Below are 22,977 nucleotides of genomic sequence, written 5' to 3' on the forward strand. Positions count from 1 at the left end.
TTTAGTATGTTATCACCAGCAGAAACAGCACAGTCCTTATCAGGAGGACTTAGACATAAAGCATTAATGCCTTTAATCAGTGTTACTTTTTTATCGATCATGGCGGGAAGTTCAATTGCCTTAGGTGACGTTTTTTGGGCACATTCAACCGTCGGTGTTGCCAAAGCAGCGGGACCTGGTATCGCCAATTTTATTGGTGGTATTGCCTTCTCCGTTGGTTTGATGATGGTTGTCTTCTTTGGAGGGCATCTTTTCACAAGTTCTGTCATGTCAGGTGTTTCAACCTACGATCGCAAATTACCGATTGGTAAAATGGCCGCTTATTGGGTTTGGGTTTGGGTTTTTAACTTTGTTGGTGCGCTTTTGACGGCTTATATGTACTATGAATCTCGTTTACCTCTCAATTATGATGGTGAGATTTTAAAGCACTTTGTTGCACTCGGGGCTGGAAAAATGACACTTAGTTTTGAAGCAGCCTTTATCCGAGGTATTTTTTGTAATGTTTTTGTGTGTATGGCTATTTGGGCTTCTACTGCTGCTGAAGATACTGCCGGTAAAATCCTTGCTATCTGTTTTATTGTCGGCGCCTTTGTTGCTTCTGGATATGAGCACTGCGTTGCCAACATGTTTATTGTTTCCGAAGCTCTTTTTGCAAAAGCACATTATCTTCTCGCGGTAGGGGGTGATATGGAAGCACTTTCTCATTTGACGCATACCTCCATTGCTAATCTTGAAGCGCTGAATATAACAAACTTTTTTGTTAAAAATTTACTTCCAGTTACCTTGGGCAATATCTGTGGTGGTCTTTTCTTTGTTGGATTAATTGGATTCATGTCGCATAAACCAGATATGAATCATTAATGCAAAAGCCCTCTTTTGAGGGCTTTTACAAAAATATAAAAGCGAGAAATGACAATGTTTGAGCAAGAACTTAATGTCAAAAGAAATCAAAGGGTTCACTCTCATGTGATGCGTGAGACTCTTTTTATCTCCCTTTTAGCCATGTATCCAATGGCTAAGGAAGATGGCATTAAAAGTTACTCTACGCAGACTACAGATAGAGGTTCGTACGATAAGTTTTATCACTACAGTGTTGATAAAAATAAACGTCAAAAAATAGAGCTATGGAATAAAAAATATGCACTCAATTCATGCTTTTAAATCTTTACATGTAAAGATCTTTTAATAGGAGAAAGTGCACTAACTTTTGATAGCAAATATGCCAATTTTGCATATTTGCAAGAGGAGGAGTGGATGTAATGAAACCTGAACAAATAAGTCAAAAAATTAAATGAATGAAAGGAAAAAAATGAGTACATCACGTGTTATATGTCCTTATTGTGGAACTGGATGTAATGTTGATTTACATGTAGAAAACAATAAGATCATGAGTGCAAATGGTACCAAAGACCATCCTGTTAATGACTCACAGTTGTGTCTTAAAGGACTTTATGGTTGGGATTATGTTGGAGCGAACGATCGGTTGAAAAACCCATTGATTCGCAAAAAAGATGGACAATTTTCCAGAGATGGAGAATTTGTAGAGGCTTCATGGGATGAGGCACTTGATTTGGTTGTTTCCAAATTTAAAGAATCCATTGAAAAATATGGCAAGCGTTCTATCGCAGGTAACTTCTCAGCACGTTGTACATTGGAAGAAAATTATGTCTCACAAAAATTGATGAGAGTTGCCATAGGAAACAATAACGTAGACCACTGTGCTCGCGTTTGACATGCACCTACAGTAGCCGGTTTGGCTAAAACAATAGGTAACGGTGCAGCAACCAACAGCTTTACAGAAATTGGTTTATACAGTAATTGTATCTTAATGATAGGCTCAAATCCAGAGAATGGTCATCCGATTGCGGCGATGCATATTCAAAGAGCATTAGATCGTGGTGCTAAACTGATCGTGATTGATCCAATATTAACTGAAATGGCACAAAAAGCGGATGTTCATATCCAATTACCACCTGAACATAACATTCCAATTATCAATGCTATGCTTCATTACATCATTGCCAATGACTTATGTGACAATGAGTTTATTGAAAAATATACTACGGGATTTGATTACGTTAAAGAGACCGTCAAAGAGTATAGTCCTGAGTTTGTCTCTCACATGACAGGCGTACCTCAAGCGTTAATTGAAAAAGCGGCGCATTTGTATGCGACGATCAAACCAGCCGCACTTACCCATGGTATGGGTGTCACTCACTTTAATCATGGTGTTGGCAATGTCTTTGATGTATCGAATTTATTTTTATGTACCGGTAATATTGGAGAACTTGGTTCTGGGGATTATCCGCTTCGTGGACAACAAAATGTTCAAGGTGCCTGCGATATGGCTGTACTTCCCAACATTTTCCCGAACCTAAAACCTGTGACAGATCCAGAAGCACGCGCATTTTTTGAAAAAATGTGGGAGTGTAAACTGGATGATAAAATTGGCGTGCATAAAACACAAGTGCCCGATGCGATTATGAGTGGCGAAGTGAAAGTGTTCTATACCATTGGTGAAAACCCAGTAATTTCAGAGCCTAACACCAATCACTTCTTAAAAGGGTTAGCGCATCTTGATTTTTATGTCGTTCAAGATATCTTTTTAACCGAAACCGCACTCAAAGCAGACGTGGTGCTTCCTGCGGTATGTGGTCCAGAAAAAGATGGTTGTTATGCCAATGCAGAACGTCGTGTTCAACGTAACCATAAAGCCGTTGATGCGGTGGGTAATGTGAAACAAGATTGGCAGATTATTTGTGAAATTGCAAAACGTCTGGGTGCTAAAGGCTTTGATTATAAAAATCCTGAAGAGATTTGGGAAGAGGTCAGAGTTGCCGATCCTGCACGCTATGGTGGTATGAGTTATGATCGTTTAGAAAAAGAGCATGGTTTGCATTGGCCGTGTCCAACATTGGTTCACCCTGGTACGCCTTCGATGTATATGGATAAAAAATTCTATACACCGGATCAAAAAGCACGTTTTGCACCGGTTGTGTTTGTGGATGATAAAAGCAAAATACCAGCGGCGCAAAAAGCGTTGGCTGAGAGGTTAAAACTTCCTGAGGGCTATCCGCATATGGCAGGTTCCGTGGATGAAAAAGCCGATAAAGAGTATCCAATCGAGCTTTTAACGACTCGAAAAGTGTACCAGTATACGGTCGGTACCATGACACGAAAATCTCCTGCACTTGAGTGTGGAGCTGATCTTCACGGCCCTGCGGCTGAGATCAATCCAATAACTGCGGCAGAGTATGACGTGGAAGAGGGTGATTTTGTAGCGATTGAAAGCAGGTATGGTTCGATTGCCATTAAAGTTGAAGTCACCGAAGTTGTGCCTAAAAATGTGATGCAGATGGCATTTCACTATTGGGAGGGACACTCCAATGAGCTCACCAGTAATGGTGTCGATCCTATCTCGTTAACGCCAACCTACAAAGCGGCGGTGAAGATGAAAAAGATCACGTCAGAGGAGTATTTTGCGACGCTGATGGAAAAAAGAGAGAAGTTTTATTCTCAAAAAATTATCTATTACGACGCGCATCATCATTAAGCCTTTAACAATGTGAGATACAGTCTGTATCTCACATGTTGAGTGTGATAGTGTATTAGATGATCTCTTGCAAAAAATCAAATTTAAATTCAAGGGGAAAAAGAGACGATTTTCACGTCAATTTTTTTATAAGCTTTGTTGCGTTAACATACTTCAAAATCAGATTCTTAAAATTATGTTAAATAATAAAAATAATAAAGATTATATGATGAATGTCAAGGGGTAAAGGGTGTTTTTTTGAAAGATTTTGATTTTTTTGAAGTTTTAAGAGGAAAGAGGCTTTTAAGCCTCTAACCTTGTTTTTGAGCGAATTGAGTGATAAGCATATCGAGCTTAGCATCAATTCTAACGATCATTTCGTGCTTTTCTTTTGCTTCGTTTTGTTTTTCCCATAGGTTAACGACATCCAACTCTAAACGTTTTACTCGTTCTTTAAGAGTTGCGATAACTGTAACAACTACGACAAGCTGACAACCAACAGCCAAACCAAAAGACAACCACTCTTGAAAAGTCATTACGCTACGCTTCTCATGCTGATGATTGAGATATTATCCGCTTTGACACCGTTAAATGTCAAACCAGTAAGAGCGGTATAAATTTCATCTTCACTTTTGTTTGATTTAACAGCCATTGAAAGATACGTTTTTAACCCCAGAGTGTTTGAGATCACAACATTTACAAGATTGTAAGGTGATGGTGTATCCGTACCAGTTGTGGAATTTAAAGCATATCCAACATATTCGCCTTCAAGAAAAGAAGCACAAAAAGCACTTGCAACCGTATCATCGCATGGAAGATTAAACGAACTTGTTTTTGCACCAAGTTTATTTTTAATTAATGTTTGTCCCATTGTTATGCCTCTTTCTTGTCATAGAATAAGTTTGAATAGTCACATTTTGTTGAAGACTTAAAGCTCTCATCAAATTGACCGATCACAGCCGTTTGAATTTCAGCGAAAGATTTTGTAGCTTTAACGTGAGGAATAGACACGCTAGCACTTTGTCTTTGACCGCTAAGATATTTTTTGCCTACACTAAACTTTTTAGCGTTGAGAACCGCAGGATTAGCAGTTGTGCCACCCTCAAATTTTTGCTCATAAAAAGATAATTCACCCTCTAAGATTGCGCCTAAAGTTGTCATATCCGCCACACTACCTGAAGCCGAAACAGTATTGACGTTTCTACCGGCAATTTTTTGTTTGATCATTGGTTTACCTTTGCGTTTGATTTTGTTTTGCAAAACATGGGAAGAAGTTTAAAAGTTTTTTTGAAATGTCAATATAGGTGTTTCAAAACAACGAAAAGAAGAGACTTAGAGATAAGTCATATTGACATTTCATTTTTAAAATTATCATTCAAATCATATTTAAGATAAAAAAAGGGGGAAAAATGGCAGTATCTGCAACAGATTGTCAAACGTTTTTAAAAAGTAGTTTTGGATTAAAAAATGTCACGAGTACAACATTAAGTGAGTTACGATGTCTTACATGTGGAAAAATAGCTTATCAATCAGGGAGCTACGTTTATTGTAAAAGCAATATAACGGCACACAGAAAAACAAACCTAGATTATGCAATAGCTATCACAAAAAATAAAGCCGACCTAGTAAAAGCTTTAGAAAATTATACATTTACAGATACAGCAATGTAAAAGAGAGGGAGCTCACGCTCCACCGCTTAGTCACTTAACGATTGTTGAGATATAAAAGCAAAGAGCGGGCTTTTAAGGTGGAGTTTGTGAAATTTTATGTATTTTTGAGAGTGTTTGGCGTTCGAATCTGCCACTCAGTTTAGACGTGTGTTTTGGCGCAAAGCGCACTTTTTGGTCGGGGCTATCATTAACCAAAAGTGGGACATAGTCCCATTCTTGGTTAATGCCCCTTATACCCTAGCGGGTGGCGGGAGCTTTATTTTTAAAGCTTTAACTTTGTTAAGTTTGGATTCTGCGTTTGACAAAGAGAAAGAGAGGCGTGAGCCTACATGTAGGCTAATCTCTAAGACCTTTTGAACAATCCAGTCACAATGCTTGTTATGTTAAAACCACCTACCTCTAAATGGTTACGACATGAAAGAGCTATATCACCCTCATTTTTATTTAACTTGACATTATTAAGCACGATCTGATGACTCATATTTGCATTCGTTTTAATAATGCCTTTGAATACAGCCCAGTAACCGAAATCATCTATTGGAGATTGAGTATCATCCGAGTATTCTATCTTTAAAATCTCACTCACTTTCATGGTCGTTAATTCATTAAAAAAAGCTAGACAATCGGCTACACTTTTAGCTTCAACTTGATTTGTAATCGTTCTACGTCCTTGTTTTAATTGCACTCTATAAATTGGCATTTTTACGCTCCCAACATTGTTGATATTCTTTTTACATACTCTTTGGATAATTCACAATCTTTTAAACCATTTTCATTAGTATCAACACCAAGAACACGACAAGCTTCTTTTAAAGTTAATGGAAGATCAGAATAAACAGAACCACCAAGCATTGCAACAACTCTTTCAACATAAAGAAATCCAAGTTTACAACCACTTAAACCATTTTCAGAAGTATCACAACCTAAAAGTGAGGCTATAGTTTTAATATTACTCAACTGATTAGATGATGGAGTACCACCAAAAATTTTAACAATTGGAGCGAAATCAGGATAACAACAAACAACAGGAGGCAAAACTCCATAAACCGTCCACTCATCACCCTTACAATAATAATAACCATCTATTTTATAAACTTCAGAAATTATTTTTATAACAGTTTCACCGTCATTACCAATAAAAGCAAAAGCATCTTCAAAAGTATCAAAAACAACTAAAGCTGAATTACGGAATAAGGGATATTCCGCATTTAGATTAAAAATAACATATTTACCAAGAGCAGACAATAAATAATTATAAGACTCTTCATAACTAACACCCATAAAAGAAGTAAAATAACCCCTAATATAATTAGTAAAAAAAGAACAAAGCATTAAACCATGTTTAGAATCTTTTAAAAAAGGATTTCCAGCACTTGGAAAACGAGAAATACCAAGACAAGAAAGTGCGGGTAGTGAATTCAAAAAACCATGAAGATAACAAAAACCAACACCATAAAAAGATGTTTTAAAGAGAGGAACATCGGAATCTAAAAAAAAACTATCAAAAATAACATCATTTTTAAGAATAGGTTTAACCCCAGTATAGGCAGGCTGAAAATAATCATATGAATCATAATATGGAATAGTAGAAGATGACATAAAAAACTACTTATTATGAACATATGCAAGAGCATTAATTAAATTCATAAATTCTTCACTTAGACCAGTTAATTTGCCGTTAGAGTCTTTTGTATACATAAAGTCGGCTGCTTTATTAAGATCGTTTACATCAAGAACGGAAGCAGTATCACGTCCAAGAATTTTCTTCATGAGAGTAGTATCCTGAGCAGTAAATGACTTTGTGAAAAGCTTAAACATTAAAGTCTCATTGTAACGTGATGCCATATTATTACCTAAGCCCATGTGGAGATTTTCACGATTATAGAGGGAGTTTTTGGTATCAGTCACAGCAGATAAAGTATCAAAAGAAGATGAATTATGATTAAATTGTGAAGTCGTTTGAGCACTAGCTTTAAAACCCTGATGATTAACGATTATCTGACCAGTGATTAAATTCTCTTGATTTGAACTTTGAAAAAAGCCCATTTTACGAAAAAGTTTAACACCTTTTAAATTTCTATATTTTGCCAAACCTTTTTTTATAGGATTAAGCAAAAGAAGAGGAATTAAAATTTCAACTTTTTCAAAAATCTTTGCAATAAGAGCTTCCTGAGCACGAACAGCATACATGATAACACCAAATACAAGAACATTCATAGAGCTTTCAATAGCTTCTTTAATTATCGGATTATCAATATCTTTAGTAAATGCTTGAATAATCTTTTTAGACTCATCGTATCCAACCATCATAATGATTGTTTCAAAAAATTCCTCAGCAGAATTTTTCCCAACTTGTTGAACAGTTCCCGACATTTAACACCTCGTTTTTTCGAGAATGTTAAAAGTATTTTTAAAATGTCAATAGAGGGGAGAGAAAAGAACGAGAGAGACGAATGTTAAAAAAAGATTAATGATAATTTAAGAATAGTAAACAGCCTAAAAAAAGGCTATTTACTTAAAAGATTTATCTTTTGAAAATTGGTTGATATCTTCTTTACCACCCATCATATGATATTGTTCAATCATAATATCAGAAGAAGCGTGAGGAGGAGTATAAAAATAATACCTAATACCAATATAAGAAAAAATAACAATTAAAACATAAAAAAATAATAAATAAATTTTTCTTTTAATTCTTTTTTTTCTTTATTAGATGAAAATTGTCCTTTTATCATGTTGGCGTACCCCCATTCTAGTAATAAATTCAGACATAATATCAACACTACTATCATAACCAAAAATAGAGGATATATCAATAGGCGAAAATAAGTCTATATCATAATCATCTAATTCAAGATTTTTTTCATCTGTTTGATTAATAGCTGTAACTGCATTTTTAACCAAACTAGCCTCACGAGGAGACATATCAAAAAGAACATTCTCGTCAATATCCTTAACGGTTGTTGGTGTTCTTTGATAAACTCTTGCCTCTACCTCGTTTGATCTGTGACTAACTTCGATCTCACGAGGAGACATACCGACAACACTATCAGACTCTAAGATGGTCGTTTCGATTGGTGACTTTGCGAATTCATTAGCTTCAGCAATATATGAATTTTTGGAAGCTTCAATCTGCAACGGTGTCATACCTGAAAGGTTTGTTGCTTCGAGTACACTATTATCTAAAGCACTCGTTTTAAACTGATAGTTTTTCATCATAGCAAGATTTTTTTGATTTAAAATTTCTTGCGCAGTCATCTTTGTGTCGCCCACTTCGGTTGTAGCTTCTTTATCTTTTTTAGCTTGATCTGCTAAATCTTTATTAAGAGTATAAGATTTATCCATAAAACCTGTAGCAATATCCATGTATTTTAATAACCCATACATGTAATCATTAAAAACATCAAACTTCGAGCCAAAAGTAGAGGTTAATGTGCCTATAGAAGTAACCAAAGATTTAGTATTCTGAGTTAAAACAGATGGCAAAGTAGCACCACTAGGAGGAGGAACTAAAGCATCTTGTTGACGAGTAAGATAATCCTCTAATTTACCCATATTTTCCAAAGTATACTTAAGATTTTCAGCTTCTTGTTGTTTATTTTTAGCCTCTTTTAAATCATCACCTGAAGCAGTTTTCATATATTCAGACAATAAAGTATAAGCAGTACTAAAAAGATCAATAGCCACCTTTGTCTTACCTGAAATTTTAGACATAGAAATAGCACTTTCAAGAGCAGACATCGCAACTTCTTTACTAGTAGGAAGATTAGGTCTAAAATTAGTGTTATTTACGGGCGTAGAAGAACCCGAAGGAACTTCAACACCAGGAATAGTGGAAGGAGTAGACGGTTGAGTATCAACAGTACGATTAACCGAACCTGCACCAGACCAACCACCCATTATGAATCCTTTAACGTAAGCAAGAAATGAGGAGCTAAAAGAATTTTACCATTTTGAGAAAGCTTATAAATAACAGAACTACCCTGAAGATCAACAGCGGGATAAGACCATAATTGCTGAGAAGCCTCAACAACATATTCACCTTTACGAGCCGAAACAGTTACAACCGTGCCATTAGGATAAGCACCAAAATTACCATCAAGATCAGGAACAGAAAAACCATTTGATGTGACACCACCAGTAATATGGGGAGAACTAGGTAATTTAGACATTGCAGAGGCATCAATTACAAAATCAACATATTGAAAATTTTCACCAGAAGTAAAAATAAAACTATTACGATCAGAAGAAAGAAATACTTGAAAATTAGATCCCAAAATTGTTTTTGAATAATTAAAAATATTATCAACAAAAGAAACAACAACAAAATCTAAATATTCAAGATTATTAGTCTCCGTATTTTGCCCTTGAATAAAAAAAACTAAATCACCTAAACTAACATCAACAGTAGTACCATCAAAAAGAGTAAAAGAAGTATTTATAGGGGCAATAGACAAAACTGCATTAGTAGGAGCATACATAAAAACCCCCTTACTTCATAATTGCAACTGTTTTGTCAAACAGTACATCAAGAGACTGGATAGAAACAAGAACGAGTTTTAAATTATCATCGTTAACCTCTTGTTTAAGCTCTTTTTTTTGCAGATAATCTGAAAGAATTTCAGAACAACGAGTAAGACCAATAACATCATTTTTTAACACTTCGTTATTTTGAAGTGTAGTATCTTGATTAAGCGTTTCCACCACCTGAGAAGCAACAATAAGACCACCACCAATAGCGGGGTTGAAAGCCGTAGCAACTTGACCGACACCTCTTAAAACACTAGACCAGTCGTATCCTTGTAATTTTTTTAAATCCATTTTTTTTCCTTATTTCATAATTATTAGTATAGGATTTGGTTTTGACAAATCCATATCACAATGAATAAACGTGTCGTAAAGCAAAACACGTTTAAAACCTACTTTTAACAGAGCCGAAACAATGCTAAATCGAACACTATCGCTAGGAGTGGAAATATCCACAGCCAAACCTTTTGTATGTGCACTATCTGTTACACCCCCTACATCTTTATTATGTTTTTTACAACGACAACCACAGTTAATTTTAAAAGGAATATTTGCCCATTGACGAGCAGTATCCAACATATAAACAACATCATCATTGATATTATTAAGACCACAACCACACTTACATGTAAACTCTTCTTTTTTGAAGTGTTCAACCATTAACCAATCAATCATTTTTTAACTCCTTTAAAAATACATTTATAAGATCAGGACACAAGATAAAAAAACCTAAAATACAATCGAAATAAAAATCTTCATTTTGTTTCATTTTTTACAATCCTATTTGTTGCTGCAAAGTCACAGCAGATTTTTGTCTATTTCTTTGCGCTCGTTTACGGCAAGAAAAATCATAATATTTACCTCGCTGCTGAGTCACAATTCGACCGCAACCACATTCACAGATTTTATTATCCTGTTGAGTCACACTTATTCCATCCAGGTCAGTCACAGCTTTTGCAAGTGCTCTACCAATACAAAGAGGAACACCGTTACCTACAGCTCTTTTTTTACCTTGCACGTTAAAACTTTTTAAGTCGAAATCATCTTCTAAGCCTTGCAATTTACAAAGTTCTCTAAAAGAACGGCTATCATTTGCAAGTGCACAATGTTCAAATTTCTGTGATCGATCAGTCACGTTTTTTCTTTCAATTTGTAGGTATTTATTCTCTTTATGACCGAATTGAATGTGGCGCAGCCGAGTCACGTTTTCATACCAAGATTGGTTAATGTCAATTCGCTGATGTGAATATCCATCAATTTGAATATTAGGTACACCACTCACATTTTCTAAAAGATACCAGGACGAGTCACACTCTGTGACTATACGTATAAAATTTAAAATCATTTGGTAACCGTATGAATCTTCTAAAGCCGGTCGGTCACGTTTCATAAGAGAAAAATCAGGGCAAGGAGTACCGCCAATTACTCCATCAAATTTACCTTTAACACCTGTAAAGTCACGGATATCAAAATGCTTACCTAGAATAATGTCACCTGCACTTACAACACAAAAACCAGCTTCTTTAAATGCACGATCTAGTAAGCCAATGCCTGAACATAGAGAGAGGACTAATTGCATTTTATGCTCCAATAAATTTAGAAAAATCTTGCATAAACCAATCATGAACGCCTACACCCTCGTCATGTAAAGCGTTATATGTTTGATCAATAGTGTCAAAAACACGATTCACAAAGTAATGTTTATTTTGTTGCATTTTTTCATCATCTAAATCTTTGACCTCAAAACGATTAAAACGATCTAATCGTTTGCTATAAACGTCCTCTAAAACAGTGCTATCATGTTTAGTTTCGGTGTATTCTTTGATCTTATTCATTGCATCTTCAATGGTACATGGACGAAGATTGCCATAGTGAGAAAGAGACGTGGAAAGGAAAGCTTTAAACGCATTATGAACATAGATAAAATCTGTTGTAAATGGTTTAACATAAGTGTCAATTGCATTCGTTTTATAGTGACCGTTAAAGGTTTCAATGACTTTCCAGAGGGGGTGCACTTCGCTACGTTTAAAACGTTGACGTACAGCTTCAACACCTAACATTTTATGAATACCATTTTTTTGAGTTTTAAAACCTAGCATTATTTCGATAGTGTCTTGATCGTTGATATCGCGCAATGAAAAATCATCTAAACAACGACCCCAAAGATTATTTAGGTTATTAAGTATAATTTCAAAACCATCTAAAACCTGACCATCTATAACCATATTTTTAAGCTTCTCACGCCTAATCTGAAACTCAATTCTAAAAACTTCTTTTGTCTCGTCATAGTCTTTATTAGTACGCCACAAACCCTCAATGAAAGACTTGTTAGGAAATTTCTTTATCTCTTTAGTTTTATTATAAACACGCATGAGATAATCACCACCACCTTTCATAAAACCCTGAAAAGAACGTCCGCTATAATAAGAACTATCGCAACCTATTTCATCATCATAATAACGATTATTGCGTGTACGTGTTTTTGTACGGTGAAAATCTAAGATCGTAAAGTTATAACCCTGAACATCACACTGCAAATGTATTTCACTGATCTTAATTGTGTAATGGGAGATAATAAAATCTCTTAAAAACTTATTGACTTTTTGCACGGCAGAGATATAACCGTAACGTTGTAGAAACGAGGCTCTAAATTCGACTTTACAAAATGGGTTAGGGTCTATTGTCGTAATCATTTTTTTAAGGTGAATGGTTACATCAGCGTTTTTAATAGATACGCTAAATCCTCGCACGGTAGCGGGCATAATTTGAAAGAACGCCCCACCGAATGAGTGTTGGTACTGACTAAAGCTTTTATTCTCGTTTTTTTGGCTTTGAGCTTGCATTTTAGTGGATAGAAGATCATCAAGGAGACAGTTGTAGCCTCTAACATCATCACCACTCAAAAGCTGAGAGGGGTAAAGGTGATATTTAAGTGTGTCGATGTTTTGCCAAAGTTTGACCATATTCTGCATTAAAAACCTTTTTGAAATTTGTACCACTAAGCCCCCCTTGATAAACCATTGTGGGGGCAAAGTTTTTTTCGCTTTTTGAAGCTCTACGAATAGAAATTCAAGAAACGAAAAGAGGGCGTTAACCCTCTTAAACTAACTTACTTTTTCCCATGATTGCCAAATAGGTGAAAGAACATCTTGTCCAAAATCTTTAACGAAACCTAGTGAGCCTTTAAACATGTAAGTGCTATTTAACTCTAATTCGTTATACATTGTTTCGGATACATTTTGAACGAGCGTACCGCCTTTAAAAATAAGAGTGATTTTGTAGCGGTTAGGGTAAAAAGTAGGGTCACCCAAAGCGTCAAGAATAGGCGCACCCGTTGTTTTATCCGTTCTTTGTTTACCGTTTTGGACTTCACGTTGTGAAATTTGAGCGGAGAGGGTAACTTTGTTTGCGTTTACTTGCTCATTGTAAAGCGCCATCATTTCGTGGAATTTATCCATAGTCATTTCACCTTCACCAACTTTTGGTGACATGTCTTTCAAACCGACGTTATTGGCTGATTCACCATTATTAACTGGTGTGTGGACTAAAACTGGAACTTCTTTTCCGTTAACGGTTTCCGTTGTTATTTTTGTATTCATGCGATTCTTTCCTTTAATTGTTTTTCTTTTAAATGTATATTTTGCATACGGCTAATAAAAGCCGACCTCGAAACGCCACTCTCTCTAATAATGTCCTCTCTTGTTATAGAGCACCCATAACCACCCCTTTTAATTAAATTTAAAACGGAAGTTAAAAGCATAAAATCCGTTTGTGAAACTTCAAATTTCATTTAACAATCTCAACGACCCAACCAATACGATCTTCAATCGTAACGATGGGATTATTTGTATAATTACGTTTTGCACTTTTGGCAAGGTTACGAGCATCACCAAAAGCACGCCTTTGACCGATTAAAAGACCATTCACGAGAACTCTAAACATTGTTGCCCCTTTGGAACAAAAGAATTAAAACGCTTTACAATCTCCATTAATAGAATTTCAGCACTCTCAAAAGTGTCCTCAAAATTAAAAAGCTTATCAGAGTGATAGAGTTTAATATCTGCAATATGAACATGAGAGCCTTTCACATCAATGCCAAGAGAAGCGGAACGCTCATAATCATCATGATAAATTCGAAAAGAAAGTTTTAAAGCACTCAAATCTATTTCATTATCGTAAACCTCAAAAGGAAAAGGCTTAAGTTTTTTTGGAATGTTGTTAAAGACGATTTTAGGCATTGACTAACCCCTGATGAAATTTGACATAAACTGCACGGAACAAATGAGACATACACGCCACTAAAGCGACCATTTTGTTTTTACCACTCTCAACGAGACGTGTATATTTTTCTTTGATAATGGGATTAAAACGGATAGCAGACATAGCGCAAAGATAGAGAAGTTTTCTAACCAAGGAACTACCACGCTTACTCATAGACTCTTTTTTATGAACTGATGTACCACTCTCAAAAACACGAGGGGAAAGACCCACAAAACTTTGAAGTTGTTTAAGTGTGTAATTCTGAGATTTTAAAAAAATAGGGACAAGCTCTAAAAGGAGAGCATAGCCCACACCTTTAATTTCTTTTTGAAGTTCAATGACATGTGGGAAAAGTTCTTTTAAAACTTTCTCTGCTTCTTTTTCCAAACCTTTTTTTGTCTCTAAAATTTTAAGTTTTAAAATGCACAAAAAAGAGTCTAAAGAAACGATAGGATTTTCTTTTTGAGAATGAACAAAATTTGAAAGTTGAGTATCAAGTTTACGAAGAAGATTAATTGATGATGTATATTTACGAAGTGTTTTATCAGATTGATTGAAGATCGTTTTAAACTCTTCTTGATCTAGTGTTTGAATATACTTAGCAATACCCAAACTATCAGCAAGATCACTTTTTTTGCGTGAATTTAAGTGTTTAAGATAGTGACTCATCATGTAAGGGTTAATCATTATTTGTTTGAAGTCATGAACAGTGAGAAGCTTTTGCAATACGTGCATGTAATTACTAGTTGCTTCGTAACCAAAGAAAAGCTCACTTTTTTTATAAGTCGCCTTCAAGTAATCAAAAAAGCCTAAAATAGAACTCTCATTATTGAGAATTTGAAGAGGGTCGTATTTAAGACCGTCAAGAGTGATAGAAATATCCAATTTATCTTTAGCAACATCAACACCGACAAAAACTTTACGCATAGTAAATCCTTTTTTTATGTATAATGTGCACTTCTTTATACTTGTAAACGTGATCTAGTCACTAGATTATTATTAAAAGTTAGTACACGAACCCCCTATCTTTATTTAAGGCTTAAAGCCTAAGTATGGTTACGGGGTTAAGCGTGTATATCGTGACAAATAAATTACTTTTAACACAATTTAAAAAAAAGTATTAAAGAAATGAATGTCAAAATGAATCTTACAAGTATGGTTGATCCTATGAGCGAGTGCAATCTTTTAGATGTATTATCCAACAAAAAAGTGCTATGTGTTGAAGATGAAGCCTGTATTTTAAATAATATCATGGAATCATTAGAGCTTTTTTTTGGCAAAGTAGTGGGTGTTCGAGATGGTGTCGAAGCGTTAGACGAAGCTCAAAGTAATCTTTACGATGTTCTCATGCTTGACATTTCTATTCCGCATATGGATGGATTAGAGGTGGTGAAGAAAATTCGTGAATTTGACAAAAAAATTCCTATTAGACATCTTGCAAAACTCAAATAAAAGGCACTAAAAATGCTTGGCAAGAGGCATGAAAAAATATGAACAAATGCAAAAGCATAAACCCAAAGATTTTAAGCGCCATATTGGCGTTAATGAAGAGACATTTAACGCAATGATAGAGGTGTTTAGGCAATACGATGAGAATCGTAAAAAAGGATTAGGTGTAGGAGGGAGGAGATCTCTTTCACCAGAAAATAAAGTACTTTTGATGCTTGGCTATTATCGTGAGTATCGCACCCTTGAACATATTGGATTTGATTATGGTGTGAGTGAATCAACGGCTTCAAGGATTGTATGTGAAGTAGAAGAAGTGTTGATTAAGTCTGGTAGATTTTCATTGCCAAGCAAGAGAGAACTCTATAAAAGTGATGTTGCCCTCTCTTTTGTTGTCATTGATGCGACAGAAACGCCTTGTCAAAGACCCAAAAAAAGCAAAGAGAGTACTACTCAGGTAAGCAAAAGCGTCATACCCTTAAAGGACAGATTGTGATTGATAAAGAGGAGAGGATTATGTGTGTGCATACCGCTAAAGGTACGACACATGATTTTAGACTGTTTCAAGAATCTAATCTCCCCTTGATGCCCAAGACCTGTGTTTATGTTGATTTGGGATATCTGGGTATTGCCAAAGAACATAGCCATTGTCAAATTCCCCATAAAGCCTCCAAACTTCATCCTTTGAGTGAGGAGCAAAAAGAGGAAAACAGACAAAAAGCAAGTGCTAGAATATGTGTTGAACATGTGAATGCTAAAATCAAAACATTTCAGATACTCACCCAAAAATACAGAAACAGAAGAAAACGATTCAATCTACGCTTTAATTTGATATGTGGATTAATCAACTTTGACCGTGGTTTTGCTGTGGAATACAAATGAGTTTTGCAAGATGTCTATTATTATTCTCTCCGCCCACACAGAGCAAGATTATCTTTGGAGGGCAGTTGAACTTAAAATTACACGTTATTTGGTCAAGCCTTATGATAAAAATACACTGATTAAAGCACTAGAAGATGTGTCAATGGAACTCATTGGGCACACTCCTATGTTTCAAATAACCGTTACATGTAAATATGATTTTTGTAAAAAAACTGTTTTTCACACAGAAGGTGAGTTAGCCCATTTATCCAAAAGTGAGAGTAGGCTATTGGAATACTTTTTAAAACGTCCCAATCAAACCGTCACATATGAACAGCTTTTTGATTATATGTGGGAGTTTGAACAACCAAGTAAAGAAGCACTCAAGTCTATTGTCAAGGAATTGCGTAAGAAAATAGACAAAAACTTTATCAAAAACCTTTACGGCGTTGGGTACTTGTGTGAAATATAGCTTCAAGGTCATCATAGCGCTCTTTGTGGTTCTTTATGCAATTATTACATTGCTTTTTTTTAATTTTTACCGTGAACTTGCGATGAAAGATGCCAGACAAGAGGGCATTTTTATTTTAGATACGATGAATGCAATTCGTGACTATATCTCGACGGTGCAACGCCCTTTGATTGAAGAGCTTAAAGAGAAAAAGATGCTTGTGGAAGACTTTTTTGATCCACGCCTGCTCTCAGCATCGTATATCACCCGCGAAATTTACAACATACAGCTCGCAAAAGATACCATTAATTATGACTATAAATTGGTGGCTACAGACCCTCTAAACCCCGAACATAAGGGCAATGAATTTGAAAATGATGTTTTAGAAACGCTTAAAGAGGGAAAAGCCAAAGAGTTTTCAAAAATCATTCAAGAGAACAACAAGTCGTATTTTTTTGTGGGACTTCCGATTCGCAACAGTCAAGAGTCATGCTTGCAATGTCATACGACGACAAATGCACCTAAGGGAATGATGGAGCAGTATCATCATATCCCCACTTTTGAGAGTAAAGTGGGTGATGTGATTGCAATGCTGTCTCTTAAAATTCCCGTTTACAGTATTTTAACCTATCACATCAAAGAGTTTGTGGTGGGGGGCTCGGTAATGTTTATAGTGTTTGTCATCTTTATTTTATTTATCTATAAAATTTACAGAAATGAGCAACGTCTCCAAGAAAAGACGAATATGCTGATGATGAGTCAAAACCGTTTAGCTTCCATGGGTGAAATGATCGGCAATATATCACATCAATGGCGGCAACCTCTCGCTCAAGTGGGGTCTATTTTGATCAATCTTGAACTGCACAGTGACAAAGATAAACTCACAAAAGAGAAGTTAACCCAAAAAATTAAAGAAGCCAATGAACAACTCTCCTTTATGTCAAGCACCATAGATGATTTTAAAAATTTCTTCGCACCAAGCACGTCGAAAAAAGAGTTTAGTGCCCAAGAAGTCATTTACAGAGCCCAAAAGCTTTTGAGTGCTTCGTTAGAAAAATATGCGATTCAGGTATGCACGGACATTCAAAATAATTTTATACGGTATGGGCATTCCAATGAGATTGTGCAGGTGCTGATTAATATTATGAACAATGCAAAAGAGGCATTTTTGACACATGAAATCAAAGAGAGAAAAATTGAAATCACAGCTTTTTTACAAAATGGTGTGCCTGTGATCACGCTTGAAAATAATGCAGGATGTATTGACGAAACGGTTATTGATAAAATTTTTGATCCTTATTTTACGACAAAAGAGTCTAGCAGTGGGCTAGGGCTTTATATGAGTAAGATGATTATCGAAAAAAATAGTGCCACCATTCGTGTTGAAAATAGTCATGACGGCGTTATCTTTACAATTATTTTTTAGTTTTCTTATTTAACACAATTTTAATACTTCCCCCTTTTCCCCCCTTTTTTCCTGATAGTATTCTCCATAAGGCATTAGTGCTGGTTGATCTTTAAAGAATTTAAGTTGTATGTGTCAGTTTAAAGACTGTTTCCATAGGCTTATATGATTTGAGATTCAATTTTTCAAAGGAGGAAACATGAAAAATTGGGACAAGGTGTTACTTGGGTTATTCATGTGTATTAACCTCTTCTCTGTCGGTTTAAATGCCGAGGGGATGGAGGGAATGCAGATGACTAAGGAAGCAAGAGATGTCATTGCTAATCCTAAAGGGACAAAGGAGAGCAGAGGCGTTATCTCATTGCAAGACTATATTGTCGAAGAGCAGGTTATGTATGACTGGCTCTTTAAAAATCATCCTATTTTCACCAAATACGGTGGAAAAACGGTTGGTAAGATGGAAGTCGGCGATCGTGGGCATGAGTGGGTAGCGGAGGGGCATGGTAAAGCGATGTCCAAAGCGAGCAAACGAAGTGACGGCGAAGGTATTAGTTCAATGATGTACAGGGTAGCTAGAGGTTCAACACTTCAATATCCCAATAAATTCATCGGACCCGAAAAATGCGGTGAGTGTCACCCTGCGCAATATGAGACTTGGAGCAGGTCACGACACGCCACCACAGTCAGGTTCCCAGGCGAGCATCCAGAGTTTAACAATAACTTGACGGATCCTGTTTTTGACAAAGACACCGCATCTATTTTGCCTAAAGGAATTACTCCTGATGTCATCTATTGTACTATAGGTCACGTTAGAACAAAATTAGGTTTCTTTGATGCATGGTTACTTCGTGGAACTTACCATGTTGATGGCGGTCTTCTTAAAAATGGTACAGGTCAAATTACTGCAGGTGCCAACCAATGGCAAAGAACGTGGGCGCTTAACCTCACTCCTGAAGTTGCAAAGAAAATCAAAAAATGGGTTCCTGATTTTCCTGTAACGCTAGAAGAGTATGGTGATAACGGCGGTTACGTAAGAGGTTTAGCGTCTTATGCGGCCAAATACAAAAAATCAATGGCATTCCAAGCTTCTACCTCTTATTGTGAAGTATGTCACCCTTGGAAGTTTGATTTTAAAAACCAAAACGAGTTCTTCGCCGCATTGGGTAATGCGAAAGAACTTCAAAAACACACGATCTCTAAAGGAGTTTCCTGTGAAGAGTGTCATGGCGCAGGTGGTCACTTAGAGGGAGGGACTGGTCTTTTGATCTCTAACTGTGAACGTTGTCACCAACGATTTGATTACAGTCCTGATTTGGCTAAAAATCCAGCGAATGTCGGTAAGCCAGACCTTGCACTTAGTTCAAAATTCAAATCAATGGGACCTGGATGTGGAACAGAGGGTGCTCAAGCATATTTTACAGCACACTATGACAAGGGAATGCGTTGTTCAACGTGCCATGATCCTCACGATGTCACAGGACCTGTAACGGGCGAAAAAGATATTAAAGGGATGAACTATAATCCTAATCAAGGTTATTTGAGTTCTCTTTATAGTAAACCAAAACTCAAAAAAGAGTGTAAAGATTGTCATAAAGAAGCAGCGTATATCGCTTCTAAATCCGATACACATAGCAAAAACAGTTGTGCAACGTGCCATATGCCGTTCATGATGAGCTGTGAAAACTTCTATGCGATCCAATTCCAAGATCAAGGCGGTTTTGATACGCAACGAAGGTCTCATATGTGGAAGATTGAAGTAGATCCAAAACGTAAATCTTTGGTTCCAAGCTCAGCAGCAACGGGTCCAAGAGATACAAAAGATTGGCATTTTGATCGAAACGATGAGGGACGTAACTTTGTAGACTTGATGTGGGCATGTGCACGTACAACATGGGCTGACAAAGAGCAAAATGAGGCAAAAGGATGTCACAGTCCTATCTTATCAGAACTCAAAGAGACACTTCACTTCAAAGATCAAAAACAAGCGTACGATGAGGTTATGGGCTGGCAAACACCTGTCAAAGACAAATATACACAGGTCAAAGTGGGCATCCAAGGTCTTTATGCAATGCTTGAAGTCAAAAAACTTCCTGCATCGGATAAAACCAGAGTCTATGAGTTGATTGAAAAAGCACAAGAGACAGTGGATCTTCTTGAAAAAGATGGTTCATGGGGTATGCACGGATTTAAATATACAAAACAGAGACTTGATGCTGCTGTTGAGTATGTTAATGAAGCGCAAAGAGTGATCAATAAAAATACAAAATAGGTGTCACCTCGTGTGATTAAAAAATGGGCTATGGAAATTTTCATAGCCCCTATCTTAAATGGAAAGAAATTAAAGGTATTAAGATGATGCGTAAACAACAACTCTCAACAGGATTATTTGTATTTATTTGTTTGGTTTCTGGGGCGTTTGCTGGTGAGCTAAAAACACAAGTACAAAAAGAGTCATACAGTATTGGTGTATCCACAGGAAGCTATATCTCCAATCAACTTTTTGAGCAGTCTGAAATGGGTGCAAAATCGGATGTCAATGCGGTGATTGATGGTTTTATTGACGCCTTGAAGAAACAACAAAAACTCAAAGATGAAGAGATTGTTACGTACCTTAATGACCGAGCAGAGACGCTCAATAAAGTGAGTCAAGAAAAATTCAAACAAGCCATAGATAAGAACATTGCAGATGGTAAAAAGTATATCACGACCAATGCAAAAAACAAAAATGTTAAAACAACCAAGTCAGGGTTGCAATACGAAGTGCTCACACTTGGTGCGGGTGTTAAGCCACAAAAAGAGAGCATCGTGATGATGAACTATAAAGCATATTTGGTCGATGGCACTGTATTTGATGACACTTATGTGCGTAAAGAGCCAGCGCATCTGTCTATGATTAACATTATTGATGGTTTGCAAGAGGGCTTAATGCTCATGCCAGAGGGGTCTAAATATAAATTAGTCATACCTAGTGAACTAGCGTATGGCAATGCAGATATGCAAGAGATTCCTGCAGGTTCAACGGTGGTTTTTGAAGTAGAGTTAGTCAAAGTGTTAAAGCCAGGGGAGCTTGCTAATAGTGCAAAACCACTGAGCGATGAGGAAATAAAACAAGCCCACGGTATCGAGAAAAAGAAACTGTAGGGCTTGTGTATTCATCTACACGAATTGGAGGAGAAGATGGAAAATGACGGGAAAAGAAGAGCTTTTCTAAAAGTTTTAGGTCTTGGTTCTGTGGGCTTGGGCACTGCGGGTTACAGTGTTGCATTGGAAACAGAAAAAGCAGAAAAAAAACCGCATTATGGGATGATTTTTGATCAAAACAAGTGTGTTGGATGTACCGATTGTGAAGTAGCGTGTCGAAAAGTGAATGCCGTACCTGAAGGTCAAGTACGCCTTTATGTTGAAAACAAAACCGATCCTGAAACACCGATGGAGAAGCGCTATGTGCGTGTTTCATGTCAGCAATGTGAAGATGCACCGTGTGTTGCGGTCTGTCCAAGCAAAGCGTGTCATAGAGATGCTAAAACGGGTATTGTGACCATGAATCCAGATGATTGTATTGCGTGTAAATACTGCATCGTAGCGTGTCCGTATGATGTTCGTTTTATCAATGAAAAAACAAAAGCGGCGGAGAATTGTAATTTCTGTCTTAATACCAACTTGGCAAAAGGGCAAGCGCCAGGTTGTGTGGAAGCGTGTAAATATAAAGCATTGGTATTTGGTGATCTAAACGATGAGAATTCGTACATCAACCAAATCTTACAAGTCAAAGATTCTGTTCGCATGAAGCCGACGTATGGAACAAAACCGAGCTTGCGATACATACCTGTTGTAAAGGTGGGGGTGTGATATGAATGGAGCTATTAATTTTACATACGGATTTTCGCATGGTGTTGAGTGGGGATGGCCAATCGCGGTTTATCTTCTGCTTGCAGGTATCTCAGGTGGTGCGCTCATTGTTGCTTTGTTAATACGTTTCTATAAAAAACAACAGGTTGATACACCATTGCTCAAAGCAGCTTCTTTGGTTTCTTTTGTGACGATTGCGTTTGGTATGGTCTTTTTGGTGGGCGATCTTGAAAAACCACTCTATTTTTGGAAAATTTTGATTCATTATAATTTCACATCAGTCATGTCTATTGGTGTTATGGCGATTTCGATTTATATTCCACTCACATTGATTATGTGCCTTTATATGTTTGAGAAAGAAATTTCGATGGTTTTGGCAAAGAAGAGCCAATTGGTGAGCTATTTTGCGATGATTATGGCTACTTTGACTAAAATTCGCCCTTTCATTGAAGTGTTAAGTGTTATCTTTGCGGTCGTTATTTGTGCCTATACTGGTTTTTTAATTTCTGTTTTAGTACGCTTCCCGATTTTAAATACAGCGATCTTACCTGCACTTTTTGTCGTTTCGGGGCTTTCTGCTGGAACAGCATCTGCTAGTATGGTGGCTTCGTATCTGTTTAAAGAAAATACGCACTCAGCGGACCTTAAAACACTTCATACGATCGAATGGCCTATTATGGCGGTTGAAATCATGTTGATTGCAATGTTATTTGTTTCTCTTTTGGTGGGCAATGAGTTTCAACAAACGACCACCGTTGCGTTTAAAAGCGGTCTGTTTGCCAACCTCTTTTGGTTTGGTGTCATGGGAATTGGTTTTGGACTTCCCTTAGTTCTTAACTTTGGGTTAGGCAAAAAAATGGCTTCGACACACATGGCATTTTACCTCTCTGGTATGGCAAGTGTGCTAGGTGTTTTATGCCTAAGAATGTTTATTATTTACGCAGGGCAAACGTTTAGTGTTTAAGACGTATAGATT

The 22,977-nt window shown here is 36.5% G+C and carries 28 protein-coding genes and 1 pseudogene; 13 read left to right on the forward strand and 16 right to left on the reverse strand.

Features of this window, described 5'->3' with window-relative positions; genetic code table 11:
- The first annotated feature begins 6 nt into the window (after positions 1–6).
- From SJPD1_RS05160 to SJPD1_RS14925, 3 genes are all read left to right on the forward strand, one after another.
- Positions 7–861 carry a formate/nitrite transporter family protein gene (locus SJPD1_RS05160; RefSeq protein WP_096046276.1) on the forward strand — a complete coding sequence of 285 codons (855 nt, stop codon included), beginning with the start codon at positions 7–9 and terminating at the stop codon, positions 859–861.
- 48 nt (positions 862–909) lie between these two features.
- Positions 910–1,161 (forward strand): hypothetical protein, encoded by a 252-nt coding sequence (locus SJPD1_RS05165; protein WP_096046277.1) that lies wholly within the window; start codon positions 910–912, stop codon positions 1,159–1,161.
- A gap of 148 nt (positions 1,162–1,309) precedes the next feature.
- Positions 1,310–3,553 (forward strand): molybdopterin oxidoreductase family protein, encoded by a 2,244-nt coding sequence (locus tag SJPD1_RS14925; protein WP_420855357.1) that lies wholly within the window; start codon positions 1,310–1,312, stop codon positions 3,551–3,553.
- 290 nt (positions 3,554–3,843) lie between these two features.
- On the opposite strand, the gene SJPD1_RS05180 is transcribed toward SJPD1_RS14925, so the two are convergent.
- The 3 genes from SJPD1_RS05180 to SJPD1_RS05190 are packed head-to-tail and all read right to left on the reverse strand — an operon-like array spanning position 3,844 to position 4,759.
- Positions 3,844–4,068: a hypothetical protein gene (locus SJPD1_RS05180; RefSeq protein ID WP_096046032.1), complete on the reverse strand. Its 225-nt coding sequence runs from the start codon at positions 4,066–4,068 to the stop codon at positions 3,844–3,846.
- Positions 4,068–4,403, reverse strand: coding sequence for a hypothetical protein (locus tag SJPD1_RS05185; protein ID WP_096046031.1), 336 nt, complete (start codon positions 4,401–4,403; stop codon positions 4,068–4,070). The genes SJPD1_RS05180 and SJPD1_RS05185 overlap by 1 nt, the downstream gene beginning before the upstream one ends.
- 2 nt (positions 4,404–4,405) lie before the next feature.
- Positions 4,406–4,759, reverse strand: coding sequence for a hypothetical protein (locus SJPD1_RS05190; protein WP_096046030.1), 354 nt, complete (start codon positions 4,757–4,759; stop codon positions 4,406–4,408).
- A gap of 182 nt (positions 4,760–4,941) precedes the next feature.
- On the opposite strand from SJPD1_RS05190, the gene SJPD1_RS05195 reads away from it, so the two are divergent.
- A complete protein-coding gene (locus SJPD1_RS05195) occupies positions 4,942–5,202 on the forward strand; it encodes a hypothetical protein (protein WP_096046029.1) in 261 nt (86 codons plus the stop codon).
- Positions 5,203–5,545: 343 nt separating this feature from the next.
- Here the strand turns inward: SJPD1_RS05195 and SJPD1_RS05205 are convergent, their stop codons facing one another.
- The 13 genes from SJPD1_RS05205 to SJPD1_RS05265 all read right to left on the reverse strand — a co-directional run bounded on the left by SJPD1_RS05205 (position 5,546) and on the right by SJPD1_RS05265 (position 14,916).
- Positions 5,546–5,902, reverse strand: a complete 357-nt coding sequence (locus tag SJPD1_RS05205) for a hypothetical protein (protein WP_096046027.1) — start codon at positions 5,900–5,902, stop codon at positions 5,546–5,548.
- Between the two features lie 2 nt (positions 5,903–5,904).
- Positions 5,905–6,801, reverse strand: a complete 897-nt coding sequence (locus SJPD1_RS05210) for a hypothetical protein (RefSeq protein WP_096046279.1) — start codon at positions 6,799–6,801, stop codon at positions 5,905–5,907.
- A 6-nt stretch (positions 6,802–6,807) separates the two neighbouring features.
- Positions 6,808–7,575 carry a hypothetical protein gene (locus SJPD1_RS05215; protein WP_096046280.1) on the reverse strand — a complete coding sequence of 256 codons (768 nt, stop codon included), beginning with the start codon at positions 7,573–7,575 and terminating at the stop codon, positions 6,808–6,810.
- Between the two features lie 336 nt (positions 7,576–7,911).
- A complete protein-coding gene (locus SJPD1_RS05220) occupies positions 7,912–9,102 on the reverse strand; it encodes a hypothetical protein (protein WP_096046281.1) in 1,191 nt (396 codons plus the stop codon).
- Positions 9,102–9,683: a hypothetical protein gene (locus SJPD1_RS05225; protein WP_096046282.1), complete on the reverse strand. Its 582-nt coding sequence runs from the start codon at positions 9,681–9,683 to the stop codon at positions 9,102–9,104. The genes SJPD1_RS05220 and SJPD1_RS05225 overlap by 1 nt, the downstream gene beginning before the upstream one ends.
- Positions 9,684–9,693: 10 nt before the next feature.
- Entirely contained in the window at positions 9,694–10,023 is a 330-nt protein-coding gene (locus tag SJPD1_RS05230) for a hypothetical protein (RefSeq protein ID WP_096046021.1), read from the reverse strand.
- Between the two features lie 9 nt (positions 10,024–10,032).
- Positions 10,033–10,404: a D-Ala-D-Ala carboxypeptidase family metallohydrolase gene (locus SJPD1_RS05235; protein WP_096046020.1), complete on the reverse strand. Its 372-nt coding sequence runs from the start codon at positions 10,402–10,404 to the stop codon at positions 10,033–10,035.
- A gap of 97 nt (positions 10,405–10,501) precedes the next feature.
- Positions 10,502–11,308, reverse strand: a complete 807-nt coding sequence (locus tag SJPD1_RS05240; protein WP_168171312.1) for a DNA cytosine methyltransferase — start codon at positions 11,306–11,308, stop codon at positions 10,502–10,504.
- A 1-nt stretch (position 11,309) separates the two neighbouring features.
- Positions 11,310–12,701, reverse strand: coding sequence for a hypothetical protein (locus SJPD1_RS05245; RefSeq protein WP_138070099.1), 1,392 nt, complete (start codon positions 12,699–12,701; stop codon positions 11,310–11,312).
- A gap of 132 nt (positions 12,702–12,833) precedes the next feature.
- On the reverse strand, positions 12,834–13,328 hold the full coding sequence (locus SJPD1_RS05250; RefSeq protein ID WP_096046017.1) for a hypothetical protein: 495 nt from the start codon (positions 13,326–13,328) through the stop codon (positions 12,834–12,836).
- Positions 13,329–13,515: 187 nt separating this feature from the next.
- Positions 13,516–13,671: a hypothetical protein gene (locus tag SJPD1_RS14515; protein ID WP_161491999.1), complete on the reverse strand. Its 156-nt coding sequence runs from the start codon at positions 13,669–13,671 to the stop codon at positions 13,516–13,518.
- Positions 13,653–13,967 (reverse strand): hypothetical protein, encoded by a 315-nt coding sequence (locus SJPD1_RS05260; protein ID WP_096046016.1) that lies wholly within the window; start codon positions 13,965–13,967, stop codon positions 13,653–13,655. The genes SJPD1_RS14515 and SJPD1_RS05260 overlap by 19 nt, the downstream gene beginning before the upstream one ends.
- Positions 13,960–14,916 (reverse strand): transposase, encoded by a 957-nt coding sequence (locus tag SJPD1_RS05265; RefSeq protein WP_096046015.1) that lies wholly within the window; start codon positions 14,914–14,916, stop codon positions 13,960–13,962. Before SJPD1_RS05265 ends, SJPD1_RS05260 begins: the two co-directional genes overlap by 8 nt.
- 201 nt (positions 14,917–15,117) lie before the next feature.
- Here SJPD1_RS05265 and SJPD1_RS05270 point away from each other — a divergent pair, with 201 nt between their 5' ends.
- From SJPD1_RS05270 to nrfD, 9 genes and pseudogenes are all read left to right on the forward strand, one after another.
- On the forward strand, positions 15,118–15,441 hold the full coding sequence (locus SJPD1_RS05270) for a response regulator transcription factor (RefSeq protein WP_226372251.1): 324 nt from the start codon (positions 15,118–15,120) through the stop codon (positions 15,439–15,441).
- Between the two features lie 28 nt (positions 15,442–15,469).
- Positions 15,470–15,931, forward strand: a complete 462-nt coding sequence (locus SJPD1_RS05275) for a transposase family protein (RefSeq protein ID WP_025343414.1) — start codon at positions 15,470–15,472, stop codon at positions 15,929–15,931.
- Positions 15,853–16,317 (forward strand): transposase family protein, encoded by a 465-nt coding sequence (locus tag SJPD1_RS05280; RefSeq protein WP_084613060.1) that lies wholly within the window; start codon positions 15,853–15,855, stop codon positions 16,315–16,317. The genes SJPD1_RS05275 and SJPD1_RS05280 overlap by 79 nt, the downstream gene beginning before the upstream one ends.
- Positions 16,318–16,324: 7 nt before the next feature.
- A pseudogene (locus tag SJPD1_RS05285) lies at positions 16,325–16,768 on the forward strand (response regulator transcription factor); the annotation flags it as partial.
- Positions 16,758–18,173 carry an ATP-binding protein gene (locus SJPD1_RS05290; protein ID WP_096046284.1) on the forward strand — a complete coding sequence of 472 codons (1,416 nt, stop codon included), beginning with the start codon at positions 16,758–16,760 and terminating at the stop codon, positions 18,171–18,173. The pseudogene SJPD1_RS05285 and the gene SJPD1_RS05290, both read left to right, overlap by 11 nt.
- A gap of 178 nt (positions 18,174–18,351) precedes the next feature.
- Positions 18,352–20,421, forward strand: coding sequence for a cytochrome C (locus SJPD1_RS05295; RefSeq protein WP_096046285.1), 2,070 nt, complete (start codon positions 18,352–18,354; stop codon positions 20,419–20,421).
- Positions 20,422–20,507: 86 nt separating this feature from the next.
- Positions 20,508–21,293: an FKBP-type peptidyl-prolyl cis-trans isomerase gene (locus SJPD1_RS05300; protein WP_096047800.1), complete on the forward strand. Its 786-nt coding sequence runs from the start codon at positions 20,508–20,510 to the stop codon at positions 21,291–21,293.
- Between the two features lie 36 nt (positions 21,294–21,329).
- Positions 21,330–22,001 carry a 4Fe-4S dicluster domain-containing protein gene (locus tag SJPD1_RS05305; RefSeq protein WP_096046286.1) on the forward strand — a complete coding sequence of 224 codons (672 nt, stop codon included), beginning with the start codon at positions 21,330–21,332 and terminating at the stop codon, positions 21,999–22,001.
- 1 nt (position 22,002) lies between these two features.
- Positions 22,003–22,965 carry an NrfD/PsrC family molybdoenzyme membrane anchor subunit gene (nrfD, locus tag SJPD1_RS05310; RefSeq protein WP_096046287.1) on the forward strand — a complete coding sequence of 321 codons (963 nt, stop codon included), beginning with the start codon at positions 22,003–22,005 and terminating at the stop codon, positions 22,963–22,965.
- The last annotated feature ends 12 nt before the right edge of the window (positions 22,966–22,977 follow it).

This window comes from Sulfurospirillum diekertiae (assembly GCF_002309535.1).
Classification (GTDB): Bacteria; Campylobacterota; Campylobacteria; order Campylobacterales; family Sulfurospirillaceae; genus Sulfurospirillum; species Sulfurospirillum diekertiae.